A 23,525-nucleotide genomic window follows, 5' to 3' on the forward strand; every position below is an offset into this window, starting at 1 on the left:
ATCCTTCGTTTGTTTGTGGCGCGCCTCCTAGCCTGACAAGCCCTTACTTCTGTGTTGCGGTGAGGTTTGTCACATTTGTCAGGGGTAGCACATTGCCAGGAAGGATTGCTTCGCGCTGCTCGCCATGACAAACTCACCATCCACCAATTTCACCACTTACTTAATAGAGCTCGTCCAGTGACATACCAGTGTATTTGCGCACGGCTCGCCAGGAGCTCAGGAAGCCAATGCCCATGCCCAGCACTACCAGGGCCGCTACCAGGGCGCCAATCAGGCGCTCGTCGCGGAAGAGGCGCAACTCCTCCAGCTGTAGGTAGGCGTATTGAAGCAGCGCCAGCAGCAGCAGCCCGGCCAGAATGCCGCTCACCAGGCCCTGCCACACGGCGCGGCGCAGGAATGGCCACTGGATGAAAGAAGAGGTAGCGCCCACCAGCTGCATGCTCCGGATCAGAAAGCGCTGGGAAAACAATGCCAGCTTGATGGTATTGTTAATGAGCACGACTACCACGAATGTGAGCACCGCCGCGAAGCCTAGCAGTACCAGCCCCACGTTGCGCAGGTTTTCGTTCACGGAGGTAATCAGGCTTTCCACGTACTCCACCTCAAACACGCCGGGCTCCTGCTTCAGCTCCTGCCTGATGCGGGCCAGGTTGTTGGCGTCGGCAAAGTCGGCGTTGATTTTCAGGAGGTAGGCGTCGCGCAGGGGGTTGTCGCCGAGAAACTGCTGGAAGTCTTCGCCGGTCTGGTCGAGGAACTGCCGGGCGCCTTCCTCTTTGGAAAGGAAGCGCACCTGGGGCTTTTGGTCCTTAAGGGCCACGTAGGGCTTGCGCGAAAGATCCTGCTGCAGGCGCAGGAGCTGGGTTTCGGGCAGGCCGCGCTCCAGGTACACCTGCATTTCCAGATTCTCCTTGACCAGCGTCGAAATCTTGTGGGCATGAATCAGCAGCAGCCCGAACAAGCCAATAACCAGCAGCGCCAGGGTAATGCTGAACACCACCATGGTGTGCGGGTAGCTGCCTAGCTTCTTCTTTCGGGTCGGTCGGTTCATGAGGTGAGGTGGTGAAATAGTGAGCTGGTGAGTTTGACATTCGGCTGGCGCAAATGGCGCAGTTTGAACACCAAACTCACCATTTCACCACCTCACTATCTCACAGCACCGTGCGGGGGTCGTCGTCGATTTGAAGTTCGCGGGCTTTGCGGGCGTTCTGGTCGCGGCGGCGCAGGCGCTTGCGGGCTACCAGCTCCCGGAACGAATCAAACTGCTCGGTGTGCAGCAACGATACACCGGCGCGGGCCTGGTTTACCTGGCTCAGGCCGGTCAGGTCGCGGGGGGTAGTCTCGTAGCGCAGCTTGGCCCGGAATTTCCCGTCGGGGCGCAGGTAGTACTCCAGGCTCAGGTCCCCGATCAGGGAGTTCTGGGCGTTGGCCACTGGTTGCGGCCCGCCCGGCACGCCCGTACCGGTGTTGCTGCCCAGGCTACCCTCGCGGGTAATGCGCAGGCGGCCGTTGAGGAAGGAGTAGCTCAGGCGCAGCTGCAGGGCCTGCAGGTCGTCGGCGGTCAGCCCGTTCAGGTTAAAGCTGATTTCCAGGTTGGGGTCAATCTGCGAGGTCAGCAGCCCTAGCTGGGTGGATATAATCTGGCCCAGGCTGTTGCCCAGGGCGTTGTTGCCGCCCTCCAGGCGCGTGACGGCCAGGGAGCCTACCGGCGTCAGCTGCCGGAACACCACCAGGCTGAATACCTGCCGGTTCAGCTCCTGCTCATCGTTGCGAATAGCCGAAAAGAAGGGCGCCAGGTCGCCTTCCAGGGAGGAGGGAATATCGTTGAACTCCAGGTTGAGCTTGATGATGGGCTGCAGCAGGGGGCCGGTTAAGTTCATGACGGCCGTAACGGGCACCACGGCCGCGTTGGTCGGCCCCTCGCCGGTATTGAACACGATGGGCGCCAGGGAAGTCCGTTGGGTGTAGGTGGCCGTCACGTTCATTTCCCCGGCCAGCGGGTCGCCGTTCCAGGCAATGGTGCCGCCGGGGCGCACCACAAACTCCTTGTTCACCAGCCCCTGCAGGGTGAAGTTGTAGGCCCCGCGCACAATCTCTACCTGCCCGTACATGTTGAAGTCGCCGCGGGTGTCAATATTCAGGCGCAGCTGCCCGGTAGCCGTACCCCGGATGATGTCGCCGGTGCTTTCATCCAGCAGCAGCTCCACGTACGCGTCCGGAGTAATATCGAGGTTCATGTTCAGCCGGATGCCCGAAAGATCGGTCGTGCCCGCCACTTCAATAGCTTTGGTGCGGGCCGTATCGGGCAGGTTGCGGTTCACAAACTTGATGTAGCTGGCCTGCTCGGCCTTGGCCGCGTTATCGAAGGGTAGGGAAACGCGGGTGCCGGCCTCACTGCGCGCCGTCACGTTCATGAACAAGTTGTCGGCCGGGCCGCGCACCACGGCCGTGCCCGTGGCGTAGGCCTGCCCGAAGTACAGCTCGTTATCCTTGCGGGTGGTGTTGAGTACGTGCAGCTTGCGGAAGGAGGCATTCAGGTCCAGACGCATGTCCTGGAACCCTTGCTCGTAAATGTTGCCGTTTACTACCCCCGTATTGCCCTGGGGGTCGCGCACGGTAATGTTCTGCAGGGCAATCCGGTCCTCCAGAAAGCGGATCCGGTCGGCAAAGGTGTAGGTAGTGCCCAGGTAGATAAAGGTGAGCTGCCCGTCCGTCACATCAATATTGCCGGTGAGAACAGGAGCCGCAAGCCGGCCAGTGAGACGCAGCGTACCCACGCCCGTACCCTGTAGGTCGCGGAATAAGGTGTTCAGAAAAGGCTCCGCCAGCTTCACGGGGGCATTATCCAGCACGCCGGTCAGGTTGAGCTGCTGGGTTTCGGCGCCGGGCGTGTAGGTGCCCGTTACGGCTACCACGCGCTGCTGGTCGCGCTCCACGTCCAGGTTCACGGCCAGGCGCTTGGCGGCATTGTCCCAGTCGCCGCGGCCGGCCACGTCGCCAATCAACACGTTATCCATCTGCAGGGAATCAACCTGCAGGGTGGAGTTGATGACCAGCGGCCCGTACACCCCGCTGATGGTGCCCAGGGCATTTACCCGGCCGGCAAACTTCTGCCCGCCGGTCAGGCCGTTGAGGGTGGAAAGCTCAAAATCCTTGACGGTAAGAGCCAGGGGCTTGTTGGGGTTTTCGGAGAGGAAGCCCTGGGCGCTGATGCTCTGGGTGCCGTTGCTGAGGGTCACGTTCTGAAAGTCGAACTCCTTACCGCCCCCCGAAATGAGCAGAGAGTTGTCCGGGGCAATGGCCCATTCCCGCCCCAGCACATTGACCCCCGACCGGCGGAAGGTAATCTGCACGGCGTTGTTGAGGAAGGCCAGGGCCCCGTTGATCTGGGCTTTGTTGGTGGTGCCCGTCTGGGCCAGGGAGGTAGAGAAGTTGATGCGCTCCTGGTCCCAGACGCCTTCCACGTAGAAGTTCTCGGTGGCGCCCAGCCCCGGCACCCGCTGTCGCGCCGAAGTAACGCTGGCCTGGGCCAGTACCTCGGGCTGGTAGGGCAGCTTGGAAGTCGTCAGGTCGAAGTCACTGTCGGCCAGCTGCAGGCTGTCGTAGCGGAACCGATTTACGTGCCCTCCCAGCTGAAAAAACGAGGTTTGCCCGTTGCGGAAACTACCGTCGATGCGCGTGGAGTCGGACACGGACAGTTGGGGCATGAACAGGCGCAGCACCGGGTTCGGGCGCTTCAGATAGAGGTTCAGAGCAATCTGGTAGTCGGGGAGGGGGCGCTGGCGCTTGCGGCGGTAGTAGTCGGCAATGGCCGCGTCGTTGCTCTGGAAGTGGAGGCGGTATTCCGTCACCAGCGTCGTCACGTCGCGCAGGACGGTGGTCGGGGTGAAGTTGCCGGCCAGATCCAGGTTCAGCACCTCCGAGCGCACCGTGAGGCGGCGCTGGCCCCCGCCATATCGGCTGATAACGTCCAGGGTGTCAATCGGCACGGTGCGGCCGGCGTAGGCCAGGCGCGAGTTGCGCAGGCGCACGTAGCCCAGCAGGTTGTCCAGCTTCAGCCCCCGGAACTTCACATCAGCGGTAGTGGCTACGGTTACGCTTTGGCGGGTGAGGCCCAGGGCGCGTAGGTCGGCGCGGCGGACGCGGGCCCGCAGGTCGAAGGCCTGGGTGGCTTTGTTCAGGTCAATGGTACCATCGGCGTCAAACTGCAGACTGGGGTCGTTGGCGGCCACGGTGCCCGTGAACGACTCGCGGCTGAACTTGCCGTTGGTGGTGATGTTGCGGTAGCGGTAACCGTTCAGCCAGATGCTTTGCACGGTGGCGTTGGCCGTGAGGCGGGCCGTGCTCAGGTCGAAGCCCACCCCGGCTACTTTGCCGTTCATGGTCACGTCGCGGATCACGCTTTCGTTGCCCAGCAGCCGGCCCAGCTGAAAGCCGGTGGTTCGCACCTGCCCCTCGTAGCTGGAGTAGCGCGGGTCGTTCTTGAACTTCAGGTTAACGTCGCTGACCACCGAACCCAGGGCCGTCTGGAACGAGCCGTTGGCCACGAAGTCGTTGTAGAAGCCCAGGAATTGGCCTTTGAGCTTTACTACCCCCAGGCGCTGCACGTAAGGCCAGCCCGAGGCCGGAATGTAGCGCCGGATGTCGCGCCCATCAAGTACGGAGGGCTGCAGGCGCATCTCCACGAAGCTCTCCTTGATATTGGGCAGGCCCTCCACGTTGATGTCGCCCTTCACCCGCGAGTTGCGCCCGTACCGGATGTCGAGGTTTTTGGTGGTGAAGTTGCGGACGTAGCCCTTGGCCTGCCCCGAAATCAGGACGGTTTCCTTTAGCTCGCGCATAAATTTCTGGGGCGCGAACTTGGCAATGTCGTCGGAGTTGACGCGGCTGGGCTGGAGCCGTGCTATCACCTTTACCGAGTCGTTGAAATCGGTGAAGTTGAGGAAGTGGTCGTACTCGAAGCGGACGTAGTTGCTGAGCTGGCTGTTCTGTACCCGCAGCATCAGCTTGTCAAACTCCCAGAACTTGCCCGCGTAGGTCATGTCGGAAGTCAACTCCCGCAGGCGCGTGCCGGAGGGTGTGTCCACGGTGCGCAGCCCCTTGATGTTGGCGTGAATCGTGTCGCCCTTAAACCACAGCTGGTCGGCATCGGCATAGATGCTGTCCAGGTACATGTGGGCGTAATCCATCGACAGGCCGTACTCCGGGATGCGCGGCACATCCTGGCGCTCCAGCACGAAGCGGCCGTTGCGCAGGCCAATAGCTTCAATTTTAAAGTCGAAAGGCTTGCTGACTTTGGTGGTATCCGAGGGCCCTAGCAGGCGCTTCACGGAGCTGATGAACTGCGTGAGGGTAGTAGAATCGGGCTGGTCCTTATACGTAACCAGGTTGAAGCGCGGCTCTTCCAGCGTAAGCTTACCTACGTGCAGGTGGCTGGGGTCGAAGATGGTAAACAAACGAATGTCTGCGTCGGCCCGCCCAATGTTGAACAGCTCGTTGCCGCGCCTATCGAGCACCCGCACTCCTTCCAACAGCACCCGCGAGAAGGGGCGTACATCCACCCGGCCTACCAGCACTTTCTGCCCCAGCTTATCGGTGAGGATGCTGGCGGCGCGCTGGGCCAGGTCGGTCTGTACGCTCGGAATGCGCAGGGCTACCACTGCACCCACCACTGCCAGAATCACCAGCAGGAGCAGGGCAAACACAACCTTGAGCGTGACGGACAGAAAACGAGGCACAGACGGCAGAAACAAAGGACGCAACAGGCAGTCCGAGGCAAAGATACAGGGTTGGCCCCGACCGTTGCCTGGCAAATAAGCCCGGCAGAAAAACGTTACGGGCCGCGCCCGGGTTAGTTAAAACGCAGCCGGTGGCAATCTGGTGTTTTGCCCCGACCTTTGCGCCGTAGGAGCGGGGCTTGCCCCCGCCCGCCGTCCGTGTTGGTTAAACTACTTTGCGCCCCCGCCAGGCGTCCGTGTTGGTTAAACTAGCCGCATAGCATCGTTCGGACGATGGGCGGGGGCTAGCCCCGCTCCCTACGGCAGCCTGTTAATTTTGCGGGCCTTGATTCTAAACCAAGTTGATTTCTTTTCTCTCTGCTCTTTCCCATATGCACCCCGTCATTCTCGCCATCGAATCTTCCTGCGACGATACCTCGGCCGCCGTACTGGCAGGTGGTGAAATTCGCGCCAACGTGGTGGCTACGCAGCAGGTGCACGAGCAGTACGGGGGGGTAGTACCCGAGCTGGCCTCGCGCGCCCACCAGCAGCACCTGATTCCGGTAGTGGAGGCGGCCCTGCAGAAAGCCGGCATCCGCAAGCAGGACCTTGATGCGGTGGCCTTTACCCAGGGGCCCGGTTTGCTGGGCTCCTTGCTGGTAGGCGGCATGTTCGCCAAAACCCTGGCTCTGGCCCTGGGCAAGCCCCTCATTGCCGTCAACCATATGCGGGCCCACATTCTGGCTCACTTTATTGATGCCCCGCGCCCCGTGTTTCCGTTTCTGTGCCTCACCGTCAGCGGCGGCCACACCCAGCTGGTGGTGGTACGCAGCGCCTTGGATATGGAAATCATCGGCCAGACCATTGACGACGCGGCCGGCGAAGCCTTTGACAAAACCGCCAAGCTGCTCGGGCTACCCTATCCCGGCGGCCCTCACCTCGACAAGCTGGCCCGCCAAGGCAACCCAACCCGGTTCCCCTTCCCGGTAGGGGCCATGCCGGGCTATGATTTCTCGTTTAGCGGTCTGAAAACGGCCGTGCTTTACTTCCTCAAAAAGGAAACCGCCCAAAACCCCAACTTCGTGCAGGAAAACCTGGCCGACCTCTGCGCCAGCATTCAGCACACCATCATCCAGACGCTGCTGCGCCAGCTGCGCCGCGCCGCCCACGACCAGGGCCTGACCCAGATTGCCCTCGCCGGTGGGGTAGCGGCCAACAGCGGCCTGCGCCAGGCCCTGCAGGACGAGGCTGAGGCTCAAGGTTGGCAGGTATTTATTCCGGCTTTTCAATATTGCACCGACAACGCCGGGATGGTGGCCATGACGGCCCAGTTTCAGTACGAGGCCGGCGACTTTGCCGACCAGCTCGTCAGCTCCGATCCGCGCCTGAAACTGGGGTAGCAACCCGCAGCTTTCCTACCCCCTCACTTTTCCCGAACCTGTTTCGCAACCTTGCCCCCGGCATTTGCGAACCTTGCTACGGCCGCCCTTTCGGTGGCACCTTCCTTATGGCAACCAAAAAAGACGATACTCCCAAGCGCGTTAACATTCTCAACCGCCGCGCCAGCCACGAATACGCCTTCATCGTGAAGTACGACGCGGGCATTATGCTGCAAGGCACCGAAATCAAGAGCATCCGCGACGGTAGCGTGCAGATCCAGGACGGTTTCTGCACCTTCCACCCCGATGGCAGCCTGTGGGTGCACAACCTCACCATTGCCAAGTACACCGAGGGTACCTACAACAACCACGAGCCTACCCGCCCGCGCAAGCTTCTACTCAATAAGCGCGAGCTGAAGCAGCTGGCCAACAAAAACCAGGAGCAGGGCCTCACCATCATTCCCATCCGGATGTTCGTGAACGACCGGGGCTTTGCCAAGCTGGAAATTGCCCTGGCCAAAGGCAAAAAGCTTTATGACAAGCGCGACGACCTGAAAGCCAAAGACCAGAAGCGCGAAATGGACCGCGCCCGCGACTACTAAGTGAGATAGTGAAATGGTGAAATAGTGAGTTTTCGGGCCGATGTTTGGCTGATTGCGTTATAAGCAGGAGCTTCGTGGAGTTATTTAAGGACAGCACCGCACTAGTGGTGTCTGCCTGCGCGTGGTGAACGTCAAACTCACCATTTCACTATTTCACCATTTCACCCTCTTGGAACACGGAATATGCGCTTTGAGCGCCGTGCCGGTGCGAGCCGAACCCTCGGATAAGGCCGAAATTGTTACGCAGCTCATCTTTGGGGAGTGCTATTCCATTTTGCGGACCCAGGACCAGTGGCGGCAGATTCAGCTAACCGCCGATCAGTACGTGGGCTGGATTGACGGGAAGCAGCATCTGCCCGTGACGCCGGAGTATTTGCAGGCCTGGCAGGCCCAGGACCACCCCCGCACCCTGGACGTGGTGCAAATGGTGAGCGACTCGGCCAACCGCATTCCCGTAACGCTGGGCGCGCGCCTACCCTTCTACGACGGCATGACCCTGCGCCTGGGCGAGCGGCAGCTGTTCTACAACGGGGCGGCCACCAACCCCCAGAACGGCCATGGCCCCCACGGCCCCGTCGATCAGCGCCTGCGCCTGCTCCAGAAAATGGCCCTCACGTTTCTGAAGTCGCCTTACTTGTGGGGCGGCAAAACGCTGTTCGGCATTGATTGCTCGGGGCTGATGCAGCAGCTCTACGGCTTGGTTGGGGTGCAACTCCCGCGCGATGCCAGCCAACAAATTAACATGGGCCAGACCGTGCATTTCGTGTCCCAGACTCGCCCCGGCGACCTGGCCTTTTTCGATAACGCCGACGGGCGCATCATCCACGTAGGCTTGCTGCTGGAAGACCAGCAGATTATTCACGCCAGCGGCGAGGTCCGCATCGACCCCCTGGACCACAACGGCATCTTTCGCCGCGACTGGCAGAAATACTCCCACAAGCTGCGCCTGATCAAGCGCCTCCTCCCCGACGATTAAATCCCGGGCTTATCCGGAAAAATGAATATCCGGCAACCGGCAACTCGCAGCCGGTAACTGTTGTTAATGCGCTAAGAATCATCTAGCTTTCTGCCAGACCAGATTCTTTTTTCTTAGCGTGTATGGACCAAAAAGTGCTTGTGTTAAACGGTGACTACACGGCTATCACGCTGTGCAGTGTACAGAAGGCCTTCGTGCTTCTGTTTTTGGAAAAAGCCGAGCTGATTGCCAAGTCGGAAAATGGGGTGCTGCGCACGGTAAGCAAGGCGTATCCCAAGCCCAGCATTATCCGGTTGCAGCGCTACGTGCGGGTGCCCTACAAAGGCATTGCCCTGAGTCGGCACAACGTGATGAAGCGGGACCATTTCGAGTGCCAGTACTGCGGCTCCACGAAAAACCTGACCCTGGACCACGTATTGCCCCGAAGTAGGGGCGGCGACTCCAGTTGGAGCAACCTGCTCACGGCCTGCGCACGGTGCAACCACGCCAAAGGCCACCGCACCCCGCAGGAAGCCGGCCTCACCATTCGGCAGCAGCCCAAAAAGCCTACCCTCACGGGTTTCCTCAAGCTCAGCGCCGGCACCCTCGACCAAAACTGGCATCCCTACCTTCACTAAAACCGGCAGCCCTCGGGGCTAGCCGGTTTTTTATTGCCTGGCTCCTTTTATCTGAACTAGCTTGTCGTTGATGCAACCCCTACCGCGCGCAGCGGCTCATCATCTCACAGGCAACTTTATCAGGTAACGGAATATGAAGCGGCGCATACTACTAAGTATGGGACTCAGTGGGTTGCTGAGCGTAAGCTGTCAGAAAGAAGAGGAATCTAAGGAAGTTTTTCTTCGGGTGAAAAACACCAGCAGCTACCAGTTTGACAGCGTGTACGTAGCCACTCCGGGCGGCACCCACCACTACGGAAGCCTGCGAGCCGGTCAGAACTCTGCCTACAGCGCATTCACTGAGGCCTATTCGTACGCCTACGTACGGGTAGTGGTGAATGGCCAGCGGCTGGTGTGGCAACCAATTGACTATGTCGATCCAACCCCGCTCCAAAGTGGCAACTACACGTACGAGGTGAATGTGACCGATTTAGCAACCAGCCAACTATCCATCAGCCTGGCCAAACCCTAACTGCCTGAAACACAGCAGCGCCCCTGGGCCTGCATAACCCAGGGGCGCTGCTGTATGCTGAGCAAACGACTAGAACTCGTTAGCAGTGCCGCCTATATTGCCACCGCTGGCAAAAGCCAGCAGGTCGCGGTTCAGGCGGTCCTTCTCCGTGATGAACAGGCCGTGCGGAGCCCCACTGTACTCTACAAACTGGGCGTGGGGCACGTACTGGGTCATCCGCTCGCCGCTGTTCTTGGCGGGTACGGTGTCGTCGCTGCTGCCGTGGATGACCAGGGTAGGAACTTTCAGGGCTGCCAGGTCTTGGCGGAAATCGGTGGCGGCGAAGGCATACACGCACTGCTCGGTGGCGCGGGGAGAGGCCAGCTGGCACATCGACTGCATCCAGTCCAGGGTAGCCTGGCTCACCGGGTGGCTGATAACGCCCACGCCGAAGAACTTCTTGCCGAAGCTCTGCAGGAAGTCGAACCGGTCCTTGCGGATGTTTTCCACCATGTCGTCGAACACCGATTTATCGGCGCCGTCGGGGTTATCGTCGGTTTTGAGCAGGAAGGGCGTCACGGCCGATACAAAGGCCACCCGTGCTACGCGAGCCCCACCGTAGCGGCTCATGTAGCGGGCTACCTCGCCGCCACCCATGGAAAAGCCTACCAGCGTTACGTTCTGCAGGTTCAGGGTTTCCAGCACGGCGTTCAAATCGTCGGCGAAGGTGTCGTAGTCGTTGCCTTCCCAGGTTTTGGAAGAATTGCCGAAGCCACGGCGCGTATAGGCTACCACCCGGTTGCCGTGCTTGGGCAACTCGGCCAGCTGATATTCCCACATTTCGTAGGTAGCAGGCCAGCCGTGAATCAACACAATAGGGTTGCCCGTGCCTTGATCAATATAGTGCAGCTTTACGTCGCTGCCATTGGCGTCCTGGCCTACTTTAATATAGCTCATACAGGAAGGAAGTGAAAGGGTGAGGTCAATAAAATCTCCTTATTGTCGTACGGCTGAGCTGGGGTGCTAGGCTTGCCGATGCCAAGATGTTACACACGCGGCCGCATTAGGCACAATTCACCGTTCTTTGACGCATGAGCTTTCCTTCCTGTTTTCACTCCTTGCTGCTGGTTCGGTACTTTCTGCCCGGTGTTCTGCTAGGCTCTGCCCTGACTGCCTGCAACTCCCGCTCTAATAAACCCACCGCCCACACTACTGCTCCCACGTCGGCGGCGGCTACTACCCCCACTGCGCCCGCCAACTCCCCGGGCACTTGGTACCGCCAGTACCGGGGCGTGCTGCCCGGCTCCCCCGACAGCGTTATGGTGCATCTGCAGCGCCTGCCTGCCGCGCCCGGCGAATCCACTCTCGGACGGTTGGTGGGCTTTTACGCCACGGCCGATGGACACCCCTACGACCTGGCCGGCGATACGCCCGCCGGTACTGACAGCCTGAATGTGCGCGAGGTAAGCTCCGAAATGCTGGATGCGGACCAAAACGGCGCATCGTGGCGACTGCGCGAGCAAGGAAATCTCCTGGTGGGCACCCGTGCGGGCCAACCCGTGCAGCTCCGGCTAGTGCAGCCGCCCCAAGGGGTGCAGTTTGCCTCTCGAAGCTTCGCAGCGAAAGTACCGGCTCGCCCCAATCATCCCCAGGACACTATTGTCGGCAATGTTGCTCTGCATGCCTTGGTGCCGGTTTCGGGGGTAGCAAAAGCGGCGCTGACCGCGAACATCCTGCGTGGTCTGCGCGGCGACACCCTCGATACCCAGCCCGCTCCCGCTCTTGAGGCCCTCTGGAAAGAACAGCTCCGCAGCTTTACCTCGGATTATCAGCAGGAAGCCGGCGTAATGCTGACGGAGCTGGAAGCCGACACCAGCAGCTACCGCCCGTTTGCTACCCTGCGCTACGAAGACCAAACCAGCACCTACGTGCTTTGGAACGAAGGCAACCTGCTCAGCGTCGGGTATTTCAGCTACTACTACGGAGGCGGGGCCCACGGCAACTACGGTACTACCGTCTGCAGCTACGATACCCGCACCGGCCGCCCCCTCCGCTCCGCCGATATCTTCCAGTCTGGCACCGAAGTCCAGCTGGAAAAGCTGCTGGGCCGGTACGCCCGCCCCGCCCTGGGGCTCAAGCCCGGCCAGCCCCTTTCCGCCGCCCTGTTCGAAAACACGCTGCCTGCCACCGCCAACGTGTACCTGACCAGTGGTGGGGCCGTGTTCGTGTATGCGCCCTACGAGGTGGCCTCCTACGCCCAGGGCGAAATCCGGGTGTTCGTGCCCTTGTCGGCCCTGCGGCCCTTGCTGAAGCCTAACTTACCCTTAGGGGGTAGGGGAGAGGTAGTCCGGAAATGAACGAAGTTCGGGCTGGCGGGCTTAGAGAAGAGGCGCTACTCCGGTAGCACCTACCGGGCCTATTAGCCTTGAGGTACAAAATCCCGCCTTTCCGCGTCAGGCCACTCGCCCGGGCAGCAGAACCGGTATCTTTGCACGAGTTTCTTCTCATCACCCTGTATGCAAGCACCCAAATTTGCCGCTTCGCGCTCCTTCCACCAGGAGCTGAAGCGCCGCACCAACGCCTACTTTGAGGAAGCCGGTAAGTCGACTACCGGCGGCAAGCGCCTGCTCTTCAAAGCCTGTCTGCTCACGGCGGCCTTCGTGGCCGTGTACCTGCACCTTGTGTTCTGGACTCCCTCAGCCTTGCTGGGGGTAGCGGAGTGCGCCCTGCTGGGCTTTATTGGGGCGGCCATCGGCTTCAACGTTATGCACGACGGGGCCCACGGCTCTTTCAGCAAGCGCAAGTGGATCAATCAGTTTGCCGCCTTCACCCTAAACGTAATGGGCGGCAACTCCTTCATGTGGAACATGAAGCACAACCTCATTCACCACATGTACACCAACGTGGAAGGCGTGGATGACGACCTCGACGCCCAGCCCTGGCTGCGCCTCAGCCCCGAGCAGCCCCGCCGCAAGCTCCACCGCTTCCAGCACCTGTACTTCTGGTTTTTCTACGCCCTGCTGTTCATCGCCTGGATTTTCTACATGGACTACCAGAAGTACTTCCGCGGCAAAATCGGTGAAATGCCCATCAAGAAGATGACGGCCTCCGACCAAGGCGTGTTCTGGGGCTTCAAGGTGCTGCACCTGGGCCTGTTCGTGGCCCTGCCCATCTACACCACCGGCTTCGTGGCCTGGCTGGTAGGCTTTCTGGTGTTTATGGCGGTAGCCGGCTTTACCCTGAGCATCGTGTTTCAGCTGGCCCACACCGTGGAGCATACCAGCTTCGTAGTGCCCCACGAAACCACCCGCAAGATTGAGGACGAGTGGGCCATCCACCAGATCAAAACCACCGCCAACTTCGCCACCGATAACAAAATCATCAGCTGGCTGGTGGGCGGCCTCAACTTCCAGGTCGAGCACCACTTGTTCCCCAACATCTCCCACGTCCATTACCCCGCCCTCAACAAGATTATCCGCCAGATGTGCGCGGAGTTCGGCGTGGAGTACAACGAATATCCCAAGATGCGCTACGCGGTAGCTTCGCACGTGGCGCACCTGCGCGAGTTGGGTAGGGAAGCTGCATCCGCCATGGAGGCGCCCACTGCGAAGCTTACTCGCCGTGGGCGCCTTTTTCGTATGTTTGAGTAAAGACTCTCGGTATGAAAACTATTGTGTTGCAACTACCCGATTCGGTTCAACTCAGCGAGGAGCAGTTGCAGGAGTTATTGTTGCAGAAGCTAGCGGAATCAACCAGTACCGTTCCCCCAGGTGATTCTACCGCCGTACGGGTACCCAGCCAAGATGCCGCCGAAATCCGGCACCTGATTGGGCTGTATTATGCCGAAAAGGCAACGGCCGCCATGGATGCATTATGGGATGAGAAAGGATGGTCTGCAGAAACGATGGAGCAATGGTTGATTGAAACAATGCGCTCCTCTAAACGCAAAGCTTCATGAGAATCGTGCTTGATACCAACGTTTTGTTGGTTTCAATCAGCCGCAGATCGAAGTACCGACCAATTGTTGATGCGCTCCGGCTACAGGAATATGACTTGTTGGTAACAAGCAACATATTGCTCGAATACGAGGAAATTATTGGCCTGCAAAGTAGTGCAGAAGTAGCTGGCAACTTTCTCAACGCACTGCAGAACTTCAGCAATGTGCATAGAGTAAATCCCCGCTTTCAGTTCCGACTAATTCCTCAAGACCCGGATGATGAGAAGTTTGTTGATTGTGCCGTAGCTGGTCAAGCCGATTTTTTGGTTACCAATGATGCGCACTTCCGGCAACTTGTTGAGGTCAAATTCCCTCAAGTCAAGGTACTCACAGCGCAGGCGTTTTTGGAATTGCTTGTGCTATAGTCTCTTGACTTAAGATGCGCTACGCGGTAGCCTCCCACGTGGCGCACTTGCGCGAGTTGGGTAGGCATAAGATCAACGAGAGTTTCAACAATAGAAATAGCGGCTTCATTTAAAGCTGCTATTTCTATTGTTAGGCTACCTTATACCTTAAATTCAATGACAGATACAGACCTTAAGTTAGAATTTACTATTCAGAGGTGTCCAACTGATGATCAGTTGAAATATGCTTTAGCCTACTTGGAAGGAGAATTGATTATCAAAATTGACGAGCAGGTATATTTTCATGAGCCTGGTATAATGTTAGTCGAATTCGGAATAGTGCTGAATAAGTGGTTGGCAAAAGTTAAAGCAACAGATCAGGCAGTACCCATGGAATATTTCACGATGGATCATGATGCAGGAGAAGGAGCAATACTAACACTAAAACCTGTTGACAATGCGTGTTACCTGATTCACTCTATCTGGCAAAAATCCGCCTGCCCCAGACTCATGAATGAGCAAGAGTTAACAGTGGCTGCTACGTCATTTATAGAAGGGCTGCATACAGAATTAGGTCGTAGAGGCTTAGTAGGGCTCGTTGCTACACTGTCGTAGCGGAATAAAGCCGTTTGTAATAACACTTTGTCCTGTGGCAAATAGCTCTGAACTCCGTATCTTTGCCGCCCCGCCAGGGTGGCGAGGCCGGCGTAACTGCGCTGTGTATCAAGTAAAAACGCGTTCCGGAGGCGGGCCCTGCGCCGGACGTGTACACGAGGGCCATCCGCTATATCATGGCAGAAGTAGTAGACAACTTCGACTGGGACAACGTTTCAGCTAACGCTTTCGGTGGCAACTACACCGCTGAGCAGCGCGCTGAAATGGAGCAGATGTACAGCAACACGCTGACGACTGTCCAGGAAGAAGAAGTAATCAAAGGCACCGTTGTGGGCATCACTGACCGCGACGTAATCCTGAACATCGGCTTCAAATCCGATGGTCTGGTGCCCCTCTCCGAATTCCGCGACCTGCCCGAGCTGAAAGTGGGCGACGAGGTAGAGGTATTCATCGAGGACCAGGAAGACCAGAACGGTCAGCTGATCCTGAGCCGTAAGAAGGCCAAGATCAAGCAGGCTTGGAAAGCTATTTACGACGCTCTGGAGAACGACACCGTTCTGGAAGGCGTAGTGAAGCGCCGCACCAAAGGTGGTCTGATCATGGACCTGGACGGCGTTGAAGCCTTCCTGCCCGGCTCGCAGATCGACGTGAAGCCCATCCGTGACTTCGACATCTACGTGGGTCGTCGCATGGAAGTGAAAGTGGTGAAAATCAACGCCGCTTTCGACAACGTGGTAGTTTCGCACAAAGTCCTGATCGAGAAAGACCTCGAGAAGCAGCGCGAAGCCATCCTCAACAACCTGGAAAAAGGCCAGATCCTCGAGGGCGTTATCAAGAACATGACCAACTTCGGTGTGTTCATCGACCTCGGTGGCGTAGATGGTCTGCTGCACATCACCGACATCTCGTGGGGCCGCATCGCTCACCCGAGCGAAGTGCTGCAGCTCGACCAGAAGCTGAACATCGTAGTGCTGGACTTCGACGAAGCCAAGAAGCGTATCAGCCTCGGCCTGAAGCAGCTGACTCCCCACCCATGGGATTCGCTGGGCGCCGATATGGGCGTAGGCTCGAAGGTGAAAGGCCGTATCGTGAACGTGGCCGACTACGGTGCGTTCATGGAAATCATCCCCGGCGTAGAAGGCCTGATCCACGTTTCCGAAATGTCGTGGAGCCAGCACCTGCGTAACCCGCAGGACTTCATCAAGCAGGGCGACGTAGTAGAGGCTCAGATCCTGACCCTCGACCGCGAAGACCGCAAGATGAGCCTGGGCATCAAGCAGCTGACCGAAGATCCGTGGACCCGTGGCGACTTCGCTACGAAGTACGCCGTAGGTACCAACCACAACGGTCTGGTGCGCAACCTGACCAACTTCGGCCTGTTCGTGGAGCTGGAAGAAGGTGTGGACGGCCTCGTGCACGTTTCCGACCTGTCGTGGACCAAGAAGATCAAGCATCCTTCGGAAGTAGTGAAGGTGGGTGATCGTCTGGACGTGGTAGTGCTGGAACTGGACGTAGCGAACCGTCGTCTGGCCCTGGGTCACAAGCAGCTGGAAGAAAACCCCTGGGATACGTTCCAGACGGTGTTCACCCCCGGCTCGGTACACAAGGCTACCATCACCGAGAAAAACGACCGTGGTGCGGTTCTCGAGCTGCCTTACGGCATCGAAGGCTTCGCGTATCCCAAGTCGCTGGTGAAGGAAGACGGCAGCAACGCTGAGAACGGCGAAACGCTGGACTTCCGCGTGGTTGAGTTCTCGAAAGATGACCGTCGCATCGTGCTGTCGCACACTGCCGTGTTCAACCAGGCGCAGGAAGAAGACAGCCGCGCTGCCAAGTTCGCCAAGAAGAAGCCCGCTACGGGTGCCGCTGCCGGCGCTCAAGGCGAAGGCAAGCTCAGCGACCTGAAGAAAGCCCAGCCGGCCGAGAAATCGACCCTCGGTGACCTGGACGCTCTGTCGGCTCTGCGCGACAAGATGCTGGGCAACGAGCAAGGCGGCGAGTAATTTCGTTGGTCTCTTGTAGGCTACCTAACCAGAAGGCCCCGGAGCAATCCGGGGCCTTTTGTTGTAAGAGGGGGTAGGAAAATATGCCATCCCGAGCGAAGCGGGGAATCTGGGTTACTCGCAAGACAGTAACCCAGATTCCCCGCTTCGCTCGGGATGACAACTCCTGGCAGCGCAGAAGTGTGATAGATATAAAATTTCCTGCAGAAATACAGTTACTTACCCGGCCAGCAAGCGAAAATACGCTGCGTGACTTGGCGAAAGTCGGATTAAGGCGTATGTTTGCATCCTCAAAACCACTGGTGACGTGACCGAGTGGCTAGGTAGAGGTCTGCAAAACCTCCTACAGCGGTTCGAATCCGCTCGTCACCTCTTTTTTTCCTGTTTTCAGAGTGCCTAGTGCCCCGGTCGATTAGCCCCGACCGGGGTTTTTGCATTTTATGGCCTTTCTCCTCAACTCACATATCAGTTAAACGGAAAGAATATAACCCAACTAAGAAATTTATTTCCCAAGACCTATTCGTTGAAAATGACCGGCATAGATAGGTTTGCTGCCAGATGCTGAAAAAAATGATTCCAGCGGTATAATCCCTACATTTCATTCCCGCGTAGAATCGCGCACCTGATTATTCCACTCCCCCTTCTTCTCCCATGAAAATTATTGACCTCCGCACAATGCGCGGCCCCAGCTACTGGTCTGTGAAGCATTACAAGCTGATTGTAATGAAAGTAGACTTGCAGGATCTGGCCGATACGTGGTCGAACAGCGTGCCAGCTTTGGCCGAGCAGCTACCTAAACTGCTGCCGGAACTGGCCCAGCCCCAACCAACGGACTCCGAAAAATCACTGAGCAAGCATCCGCCCCTGACGGAAGAACAGCTGATAGATGGGGAGCCGCTGAGCCATGTAATCCTGCACGTTGCCCTGGCCCTGCAGCGCACGGCTGGTATGCCCGTATTCTGGGGTAAGTCGTATCCGGCTCATCAGGAAGGCGTTGATTTTGTGGTATTCAGCTACCAGGAGGAGCGTGCCGGACGGGTAGCGGCCGAAGCGGCCGTGCAGATAGTGGAAGACTTATGCCAGGGCCGGGCCGTAACTCTGAAGCCCATTATTGATGAGCTACACGAGATTCGGGAAGAGGAGTTTTTCGGGCCCAGTACGTACAGCATCGTAGCGGAAGCCGCCTCGCGTAATATTCCCTACATCCAGCTCAAGAACAGCAACATTATTCAGCTGGGCTACGGGGTCAACCAGAAGCGCATTTGGGCGACTACCACCAGCTATACCTCGCACGCCGGGGTGGAGGTGGCGGGCAATAAGAACCGCACCAAAGCCATGCTGAAAGATGCCGGCGTACCGGTGCCGTACGGAACCACTGTGTACTCGGAGGATGGCCTGCGCGACGCGGTGGAGGACTTGGGCTTCCCGATTGTGACCAAACCCCTGGACGGTAACCACGGCAAGGGCGCTACCATCCGCATCATGAACTGGGAGGACGCGGTAGAAGGCCTGAAGGCGGCCCAGAAATACTCCCGGGCCGTGATTGTAGAGCAGTTTATTGAGGGCCATGACTACCGCCTGTTGGTAGTAAATGGCAAGCTGATTGCCGCCGCCAAGCGCACGCCGGCCGCCGTTACCGGCAATGGCGTCAGCACCATTCAACAACTCATTGCTAAGGTAAACGAGGATCCGCGCCGGGGCGTGGGTCACGAAAAGGAGTTGACCAGCATCAAGGCCGACCAGCACACGCTGGACATCCTCAAAACCCACGACCTGACCCTGGATTCGGTACTGCCGGCCGGGCAGGAAATCTACCTCAAGAGCACGGCCAACATCAGCACCGGCGGCACCGCCACCGATGTAACCGACCTGGTGCATCCGTACAATGTGCTGCTGGCTGAACGCGTGGCCGGGATTATTGGGCTGGACATTTGCGGAATTGATTTGCTGACTTCGGACATTGCCATTCCGCTGAACGAAACGCGCGGCGCGGTGATTGAGGTAAACGCCGCCCCTGGCTTCCGGATGCACGTAGCGCCCACCGAAGGGCTGCCGCGCAACGTAGCCGCGCCGGTGGTGGATATGCTGTTTCCGCCGGGTAGCACTGCTCGCATTCCCATTATGGCCGTAACGGGCACCAACGGTAAAACAACTACCACGCACTTGTTGTCGCACATCGTGGCTTCCAAGGGCTACAAAGTAGGACATACCACCACCAGCGGCATCTACATTCAGGGGGTGCAGCTGCAGAGCGGGGACTGCACGGGCGGGCAGAGCGCCGAGTTCGTCCTAAAAGACCCAACGGTAAATTTTGCCGTGCTCGAAACCGCCCGGGGAGGTATGCTCCGCTCGGGCCTCGGGTTCCATACCTGTGATATTGCCATTGTAACCAACGTAGCCGCCGACCACCTGGGCATGCGCGACATTTACACGGTGGAGGAGATGGCCGCCGTGAAGGGCGTGCTACCCCGCACTGTGCGCAAAAACGGCTGGGCTGTTCTCAACGCCGATGATGACCTGGTGTACGCCATGCGCGAAAAGCTGGAGTGCCGGGTGGCCTTGTTCAGTATGAATGAGCACAGCCCCCGCATCCGGGAGCACGCCGAGAACGGGGGGCTGGCCGCCGTGTACGAGGAAGGCTACATCACGATTTACAAAAACAGCTACAAGCTGCGCATCGACCGCGCTTCGGAGTTTCCCATCACGTTTGGGGGTAGGGCCACCTTCAACATTGAAAACTCATTGGCCGCCGCCCTGGCCTGTTACTGCTACGGCTTCGATAAGGACGATATCAAGCAGGCCTTGCGCACCTTTGTGCCGTCGGCGGCCAAAACGCCGGGCCGCATGAACGTGTACAAGTTCCCGACGTTTGAGGTGATTGTAGATTATGCCCACAATACCCACGGCATCGAGAAATTCGCGGAGTTCCTGAATGCCACGGAGGCGACGCATAAAGTAGGGGTAGTATCGGGCCTGGGCGACCGGCGCGACGAAGATACCCTGAGCTTCGCGCGGGTAGCTGGCCGCATCTTCGATGAAGTGGTGCTGCGGCAGGACCGGGACCTGCGCGGCAAAACGGCCGAGGAACTCAAGGAGATTATGACCCGCGGCCTGCGCCTGGATACTCCGGATCTGCCCATTACCTACATCGAAAACGAAATGGACGCCATCGACCATGTGCTGGCCACGGCCCAGCCCGGCTCCGTGGTGGTCCTCTTTACCGAAAATATCAAAGCCACGCTTAAGAAGCTCGACGACTTTGAATCACGGATTTAGACGGATTAAGCAGATTTCGCGGATTTTGGTCACAGCAACCACTTGAAACCAAATCGGCGGTTACTAGCCACAAAAAAGCCTCTCCATTTAGGAGAGGCTTTTTTGTGCTGGAAAGATTTTCGTCGTGACCAGAATCCGCGAAATCTGCTCAATCCGTGATTCTATTTAAGGGTGAAGGTGGTTTTGCCGATCATCACGCCGCCTTCGTAGAGCTCCACGGTGTGGAGGCCGGTTTTGTAGCTGGCCCCTTTGGCGTAGAGGAACTGTACGGGCTGACGGGTATTGTCGAATACAATGTCCTGTTTGGCGGTGTAGAAAGCCTCGGCGCCGTCAATCATGAAGGTGCCGCCGCCGGTGCTCAGGTTATAGAGGGCCGCGCCGTCGGGCTCAATCAGGCGCATCAGAATCTGCTTGGTTTCCTTCGGCGACACATCGTTGCGGGCCAGGTTGAAGGTTACCTTGATTTTCTCGACCCGCTTAGCCTTGAACTCATTGTCGTCGTCGGCCTTCTCTTTTTCGCGGCTGTTAATAACGCCTACCCGGATGTTCTCAGCCTGCAGGCGCGAGGCTACGGCCACTTTCTCGCTCAGCTCCTGGTTGGAGCGTACTACCGTCGAAATGGTGTCCGTAAGCTTGTTCTGACGCTCCTTCAGCGTCGTCGTTTCGGTGTAAAGCGCCTCGTTGTCGGCTTTCAGCTGGGCAATTTCCTCGTCCTTCTTCCGCAACTGCACCTCGAAGTTGGCGGCCCGCTGCTTAAAGCGCTGCTGCTCGGCAATACTAAAGCTGCCGGCGCGAAAAGAACGTAGCTTCAGCAAGTCGGCATTGATCTGGGCCAGCTTGGCTTCCAGAGAATCGTTGGCCAGCCCCATGCCCTGCACCTCCTGGCTCTGGCGCTCATAATCGGCCTTCAGAGCTTCGTACTGCTTTATTTGCTCCTCCAGCTTCGCGTCTTTGGTGACTACATCCGCCTGCAGCTGCTCGTTTTGCTTGGCTTTCTGCTGGTTCATATAGAAAAGCAGGCCATTAATACCCAGCAGCACCAGAATCAGGGCCACAATCAGCAGGACGCGGTTGTTATTCTTCGGCTCGGGGTTCTGGTCTTGTTCCATAGCAAGAGGGGTTAAGTGAAGCCCGGAGAGTCCGGGCGCAGGTAGTACCTTTGGGCAAAAATAACGGAGTTCCGTACCCAGGCAAGTGCCGAAGGTACAACCCAGCTACAATATGCACCCGGATTCGCAACTTGATGCCGCGTACTGGCAGCAGCGCTACCTGGCCGGCCAAACCGGGTGGGATACGGGCGGCATAACGCCCCCACTGCGGGATTATTTTGCGCAACTGGGGCCACCCGATGCCCGCCGCATCCTGATTCCGGGTGCTGGCCGTGCTTACGAGGCCGAGTACCTGCACCGCCAGGGCTGGCCCAACGTGTGGGTGGCCGACGTGGCCACCGCACCTCTGCAGAGCCTACACCAGCGCGTACCGGATTTCCCGCCGCAGCACCTGCTCCAGCAGGATTTCTTCCGGCTGGCGCCTACCCCTGCCTACGACCTGATAGTAGAGCAAACCTTTTTCTGTGCCCTGGACCCGGGCTTGCGCCCGGCGTATGCCCAGCAATGTGCCCACCTACTACAACCCGGCGGTACGCTAATGGGCTTGCTGTTCGACACGGAGTTCAGCCAGCCCGGTCCACCGTTCGGGGGCTCCCGCGAGGAGTACCGGGAGTACTTTGCACCTTATTTTGATTTCGTGCATTTTGACGCGGCCACTAACTCCCTGCCCCCGCGCCGGGGTCGGGAGTTGTTCATGTGTTTACGCAAGAGGGCTCAATGACCTATGCAGTCTGTTAACAAGCCAGTTTCTACTATAGGATGTATAGTGCTGACGCTAGCTTGGCTGTTTTGTAGCTCAATAGCTGTTGCATTCGCATATGCAGTACACCGCCGTTTTCTCAATACTTATACCGAGCAGGAATTGCGTAATGGAATAGTCTGGGATTCTGAAGATGCAGACGTATATGCTTTATCCTTTTTGTTTGCCGGAGCACTCTGGTTGATTATTTCCTGGCTGCTGTGGTCCTTGCCACGCAGAAAGCATACAACCAGCAGCGTTCTTGCATAGAGGTAAACTGAATTTCACCAAACTTTTGCTCGATCAGTTGCATCATCACAGGTGTTGATGCTTGCTCACCGTAGTCCTTCTACTGAATCAACTTGTTTGAATTTCCCATGATTGAAAACCTCGCCACCGTTCTGCCCCACTTTCGCAACACCAACTCCGGCCAGTTTTTCCTGATGGCGGGCCCCTGCGTGATTGAGGGCGAAGACATGGCCCTGCGCATTGCCGAGCAGGTCCGGCAGCTCACCGATAAGCTCCAGATTCCGTACATCTTCAAGGGCTCCTACCGCAAAGCCAACCGCTCCCGCCTCGATTCCTACACCGGCATCGGCGACGAGAAGGCCCTGCGTATTCTGCAGAAGGTAGGCCGGGAAATGGGGGTGCCCACCGTTACCGACATTCACGAATCAGAGGAAGCAGTCCTGGCCGCTGAGTACGTGGACGTGCTCCAGATTCCGGCCTTTCTGTGCCGGCAGACGGATTTGCTGGTGGCAGCGGCCAAAACCGGAAAAGTGGTCAACGTGAAAAAAGGCCAGTTCCTGAGCGGCGAGTCCATGCAATTTGCCGTGGATAAGGTAAAGCAGTCGGGCAACGAGCACGTTATCCTCACTGACCGGGGTAACTCCTTTGGCTACTCTGACTTGGTAGTTGATTTTCGCAACCTGCCCGTGATGCGCGAGTTTGGCGTACCCGTGGTGATGGACGTAACGCACTCCCTGCAGCAACCCAACCAAAGCAGCGGCGTTACGGGCGGCAAGCCCCAGCTGATTGAAACCATTGCCAAAGCCGCCATTGCCGTAGGCGCCGACGGCCTGTTCATTGAAACCCACCCCACGCCCGCCACGGCCAAGTCGGATGGGGCCAATATGCTGGCCCTCGACCGGCTGGAGGACCTGCTGGTGAAGCTCACCCGGGTGCGGGAAGCGGTGCGGTAGCTGGAGCAATCAGTTGGCAAAAATTACTGGCCGCAGGCTGCGGATAGTTGCCGGCCGGTATAAATTGTTTGCCAAAACATCCAGTATATTTGTTTCGTTGAAAACGAAAGTAGCAGGAAGCTTCTGCCCCCTGCTACCCATACCGCTAGGGGTTGAACAGGAGGTATAACCCTCCGATTCCGCCTAAAGCGGCCACTACCTTCACAACGAATGTAGTGGTCACATGAATGGAGCATTGGAAACGAAGCCCATCCATGTCAGTACGACCCTGTCCCATAACCAATGGATTTGAGGGTGGCCTAAACACCCTACTTATCCCGAAGCCCGTGCTCGCAACACGGGCTTCACTGCGTTTTAGGCAGCCGTGTTGGCGGGGTGACAACCGTACGTGTGCCAAATATACTAGTATTAGGCGGGTTTGTTTTACTATTATTTTTAGTAAAACCGTTGCTGTTCAGCTTC

The 23,525-nt window shown here is 58.1% G+C and carries 18 protein-coding genes and 1 tRNA gene; 15 read left to right on the forward strand and 4 right to left on the reverse strand.

Annotation, left to right across the window (positions count from 1 at the left end; translation table 11 throughout):
* Positions 1 to 160: 160 nt before the first annotated feature.
* Together GGU46_RS05090 and GGU46_RS22425 are read right to left on the reverse strand one after the other, a co-directional pair.
* Positions 161 to 1,048, reverse strand: coding sequence for a cell division protein FtsX (locus tag GGU46_RS05090; RefSeq protein ID WP_183402440.1), 888 nt, complete (start codon positions 1,046 to 1,048; stop codon positions 161 to 163).
* Positions 1,049 to 1,148: 100 nt separating this feature from the next.
* Positions 1,149 to 5,735, reverse strand: coding sequence for a translocation/assembly module TamB domain-containing protein (locus GGU46_RS22425; RefSeq protein ID WP_183402441.1), 4,587 nt, complete (start codon positions 5,733 to 5,735; stop codon positions 1,149 to 1,151).
* 371 nt (positions 5,736 to 6,106) lie between these two features.
* On the opposite strand from GGU46_RS22425, the gene tsaD reads away from it, so the two are divergent.
* From tsaD to GGU46_RS05120, 5 genes are all read left to right on the forward strand, one after another.
* On the forward strand, positions 6,107 to 7,114 hold the full coding sequence (tsaD, locus tag GGU46_RS05100) for a tRNA (adenosine(37)-N6)-threonylcarbamoyltransferase complex transferase subunit TsaD (RefSeq protein ID WP_183402442.1): 1,008 nt from the start codon (positions 6,107 to 6,109) through the stop codon (positions 7,112 to 7,114).
* 107 nt (positions 7,115 to 7,221) lie between these two features.
* Positions 7,222 to 7,695 (forward strand): SsrA-binding protein SmpB, encoded by a 474-nt coding sequence (gene smpB / locus GGU46_RS05105; RefSeq protein ID WP_110977142.1) that lies wholly within the window; start codon positions 7,222 to 7,224, stop codon positions 7,693 to 7,695.
* 169 nt (positions 7,696 to 7,864) lie between these two features.
* Complete coding sequence (locus GGU46_RS05110; RefSeq protein WP_246398599.1) at positions 7,865 to 8,671, forward strand: C40 family peptidase; 807 nt, start codon at positions 7,865 to 7,867, stop codon at positions 8,669 to 8,671.
* Between the two features lie 122 nt (positions 8,672 to 8,793).
* A complete protein-coding gene (locus GGU46_RS05115; RefSeq protein WP_110977144.1) occupies positions 8,794 to 9,288 on the forward strand; it encodes an HNH endonuclease in 495 nt (164 codons plus the stop codon).
* Between the two features lie 157 nt (positions 9,289 to 9,445).
* Complete coding sequence (locus tag GGU46_RS05120; RefSeq protein WP_184093890.1) at positions 9,446 to 9,799, forward strand: hypothetical protein; 354 nt, start codon at positions 9,446 to 9,448, stop codon at positions 9,797 to 9,799.
* Between the two features lie 69 nt (positions 9,800 to 9,868).
* Here the strand turns inward: GGU46_RS05120 and GGU46_RS05125 are convergent, their stop codons facing one another.
* On the reverse strand, positions 9,869 to 10,735 hold the full coding sequence (locus GGU46_RS05125) for an alpha/beta fold hydrolase (protein ID WP_183402444.1): 867 nt from the start codon (positions 10,733 to 10,735) through the stop codon (positions 9,869 to 9,871).
* A gap of 134 nt (positions 10,736 to 10,869) precedes the next feature.
* Here GGU46_RS05125 and GGU46_RS05130 point away from each other — a divergent pair, with 134 nt between their 5' ends.
* The 8 genes from GGU46_RS05130 to cphA all read left to right on the forward strand — a co-directional run bounded on the left by GGU46_RS05130 (position 10,870) and on the right by cphA (position 20,013).
* Complete coding sequence (locus tag GGU46_RS05130; protein ID WP_183402445.1) at positions 10,870 to 12,135, forward strand: RsiV family protein; 1,266 nt, start codon at positions 10,870 to 10,872, stop codon at positions 12,133 to 12,135.
* A gap of 159 nt (positions 12,136 to 12,294) precedes the next feature.
* Entirely contained in the window at positions 12,295 to 13,428 is a 1,134-nt protein-coding gene (locus tag GGU46_RS05135; protein ID WP_183402446.1) for a fatty acid desaturase family protein, read from the forward strand.
* Between the two features lie 11 nt (positions 13,429 to 13,439).
* Positions 13,440 to 13,736, forward strand: a complete 297-nt coding sequence (locus tag GGU46_RS05140) for a hypothetical protein (RefSeq protein WP_183402447.1) — start codon at positions 13,440 to 13,442, stop codon at positions 13,734 to 13,736.
* Positions 13,733 to 14,140: a putative toxin-antitoxin system toxin component, PIN family gene (locus GGU46_RS05145; protein WP_183402448.1), complete on the forward strand. Its 408-nt coding sequence runs from the start codon at positions 13,733 to 13,735 to the stop codon at positions 14,138 to 14,140. The genes GGU46_RS05140 and GGU46_RS05145 overlap by 4 nt, the downstream gene beginning before the upstream one ends.
* Positions 14,141 to 14,296: 156 nt before the next feature.
* Positions 14,297 to 14,734: a DUF7878 domain-containing protein gene (locus GGU46_RS05150; RefSeq protein ID WP_183402449.1), complete on the forward strand. Its 438-nt coding sequence runs from the start codon at positions 14,297 to 14,299 to the stop codon at positions 14,732 to 14,734.
* Positions 14,735 to 14,910: 176 nt separating this feature from the next.
* Positions 14,911 to 16,737: a 30S ribosomal protein S1 gene (rpsA, locus tag GGU46_RS05155; protein ID WP_183402450.1), complete on the forward strand. Its 1,827-nt coding sequence runs from the start codon at positions 14,911 to 14,913 to the stop codon at positions 16,735 to 16,737.
* A 301-nt stretch (positions 16,738 to 17,038) separates the two neighbouring features.
* Positions 17,039 to 17,109, forward strand: a tRNA-Cys gene (locus tag GGU46_RS05160).
* A gap of 279 nt (positions 17,110 to 17,388) precedes the next feature.
* Positions 17,389 to 20,013: a cyanophycin synthetase gene (gene cphA / locus GGU46_RS05165; RefSeq protein ID WP_183402451.1), complete on the forward strand. Its 2,625-nt coding sequence runs from the start codon at positions 17,389 to 17,391 to the stop codon at positions 20,011 to 20,013.
* A gap of 161 nt (positions 20,014 to 20,174) precedes the next feature.
* Here cphA and GGU46_RS05170 read toward each other — a convergent pair whose 3' ends face one another.
* Positions 20,175 to 21,122: a hypothetical protein gene (locus GGU46_RS05170; protein ID WP_183402452.1), complete on the reverse strand. Its 948-nt coding sequence runs from the start codon at positions 21,120 to 21,122 to the stop codon at positions 20,175 to 20,177.
* 112 nt (positions 21,123 to 21,234) lie between these two features.
* Here GGU46_RS05170 and GGU46_RS05175 point away from each other — a divergent pair, with 112 nt between their 5' ends.
* Entirely contained in the window at positions 21,235 to 21,843 is a 609-nt protein-coding gene (locus GGU46_RS05175; RefSeq protein ID WP_183402453.1) for a class I SAM-dependent methyltransferase, read from the forward strand.
* Between the two features lie 395 nt (positions 21,844 to 22,238).
* Positions 22,239 to 23,063 (forward strand): 3-deoxy-8-phosphooctulonate synthase, encoded by an 825-nt coding sequence (kdsA, locus tag GGU46_RS05180; RefSeq protein WP_183402454.1) that lies wholly within the window; start codon positions 22,239 to 22,241, stop codon positions 23,061 to 23,063.
* Positions 23,064 to 23,525 lie beyond the last annotated feature (462 nt).

The organism is Hymenobacter latericoloratus (genome assembly GCF_014199535.1).
Lineage (GTDB): Bacteria > Bacteroidota > Bacteroidia > Cytophagales > Hymenobacteraceae > Hymenobacter > Hymenobacter latericoloratus.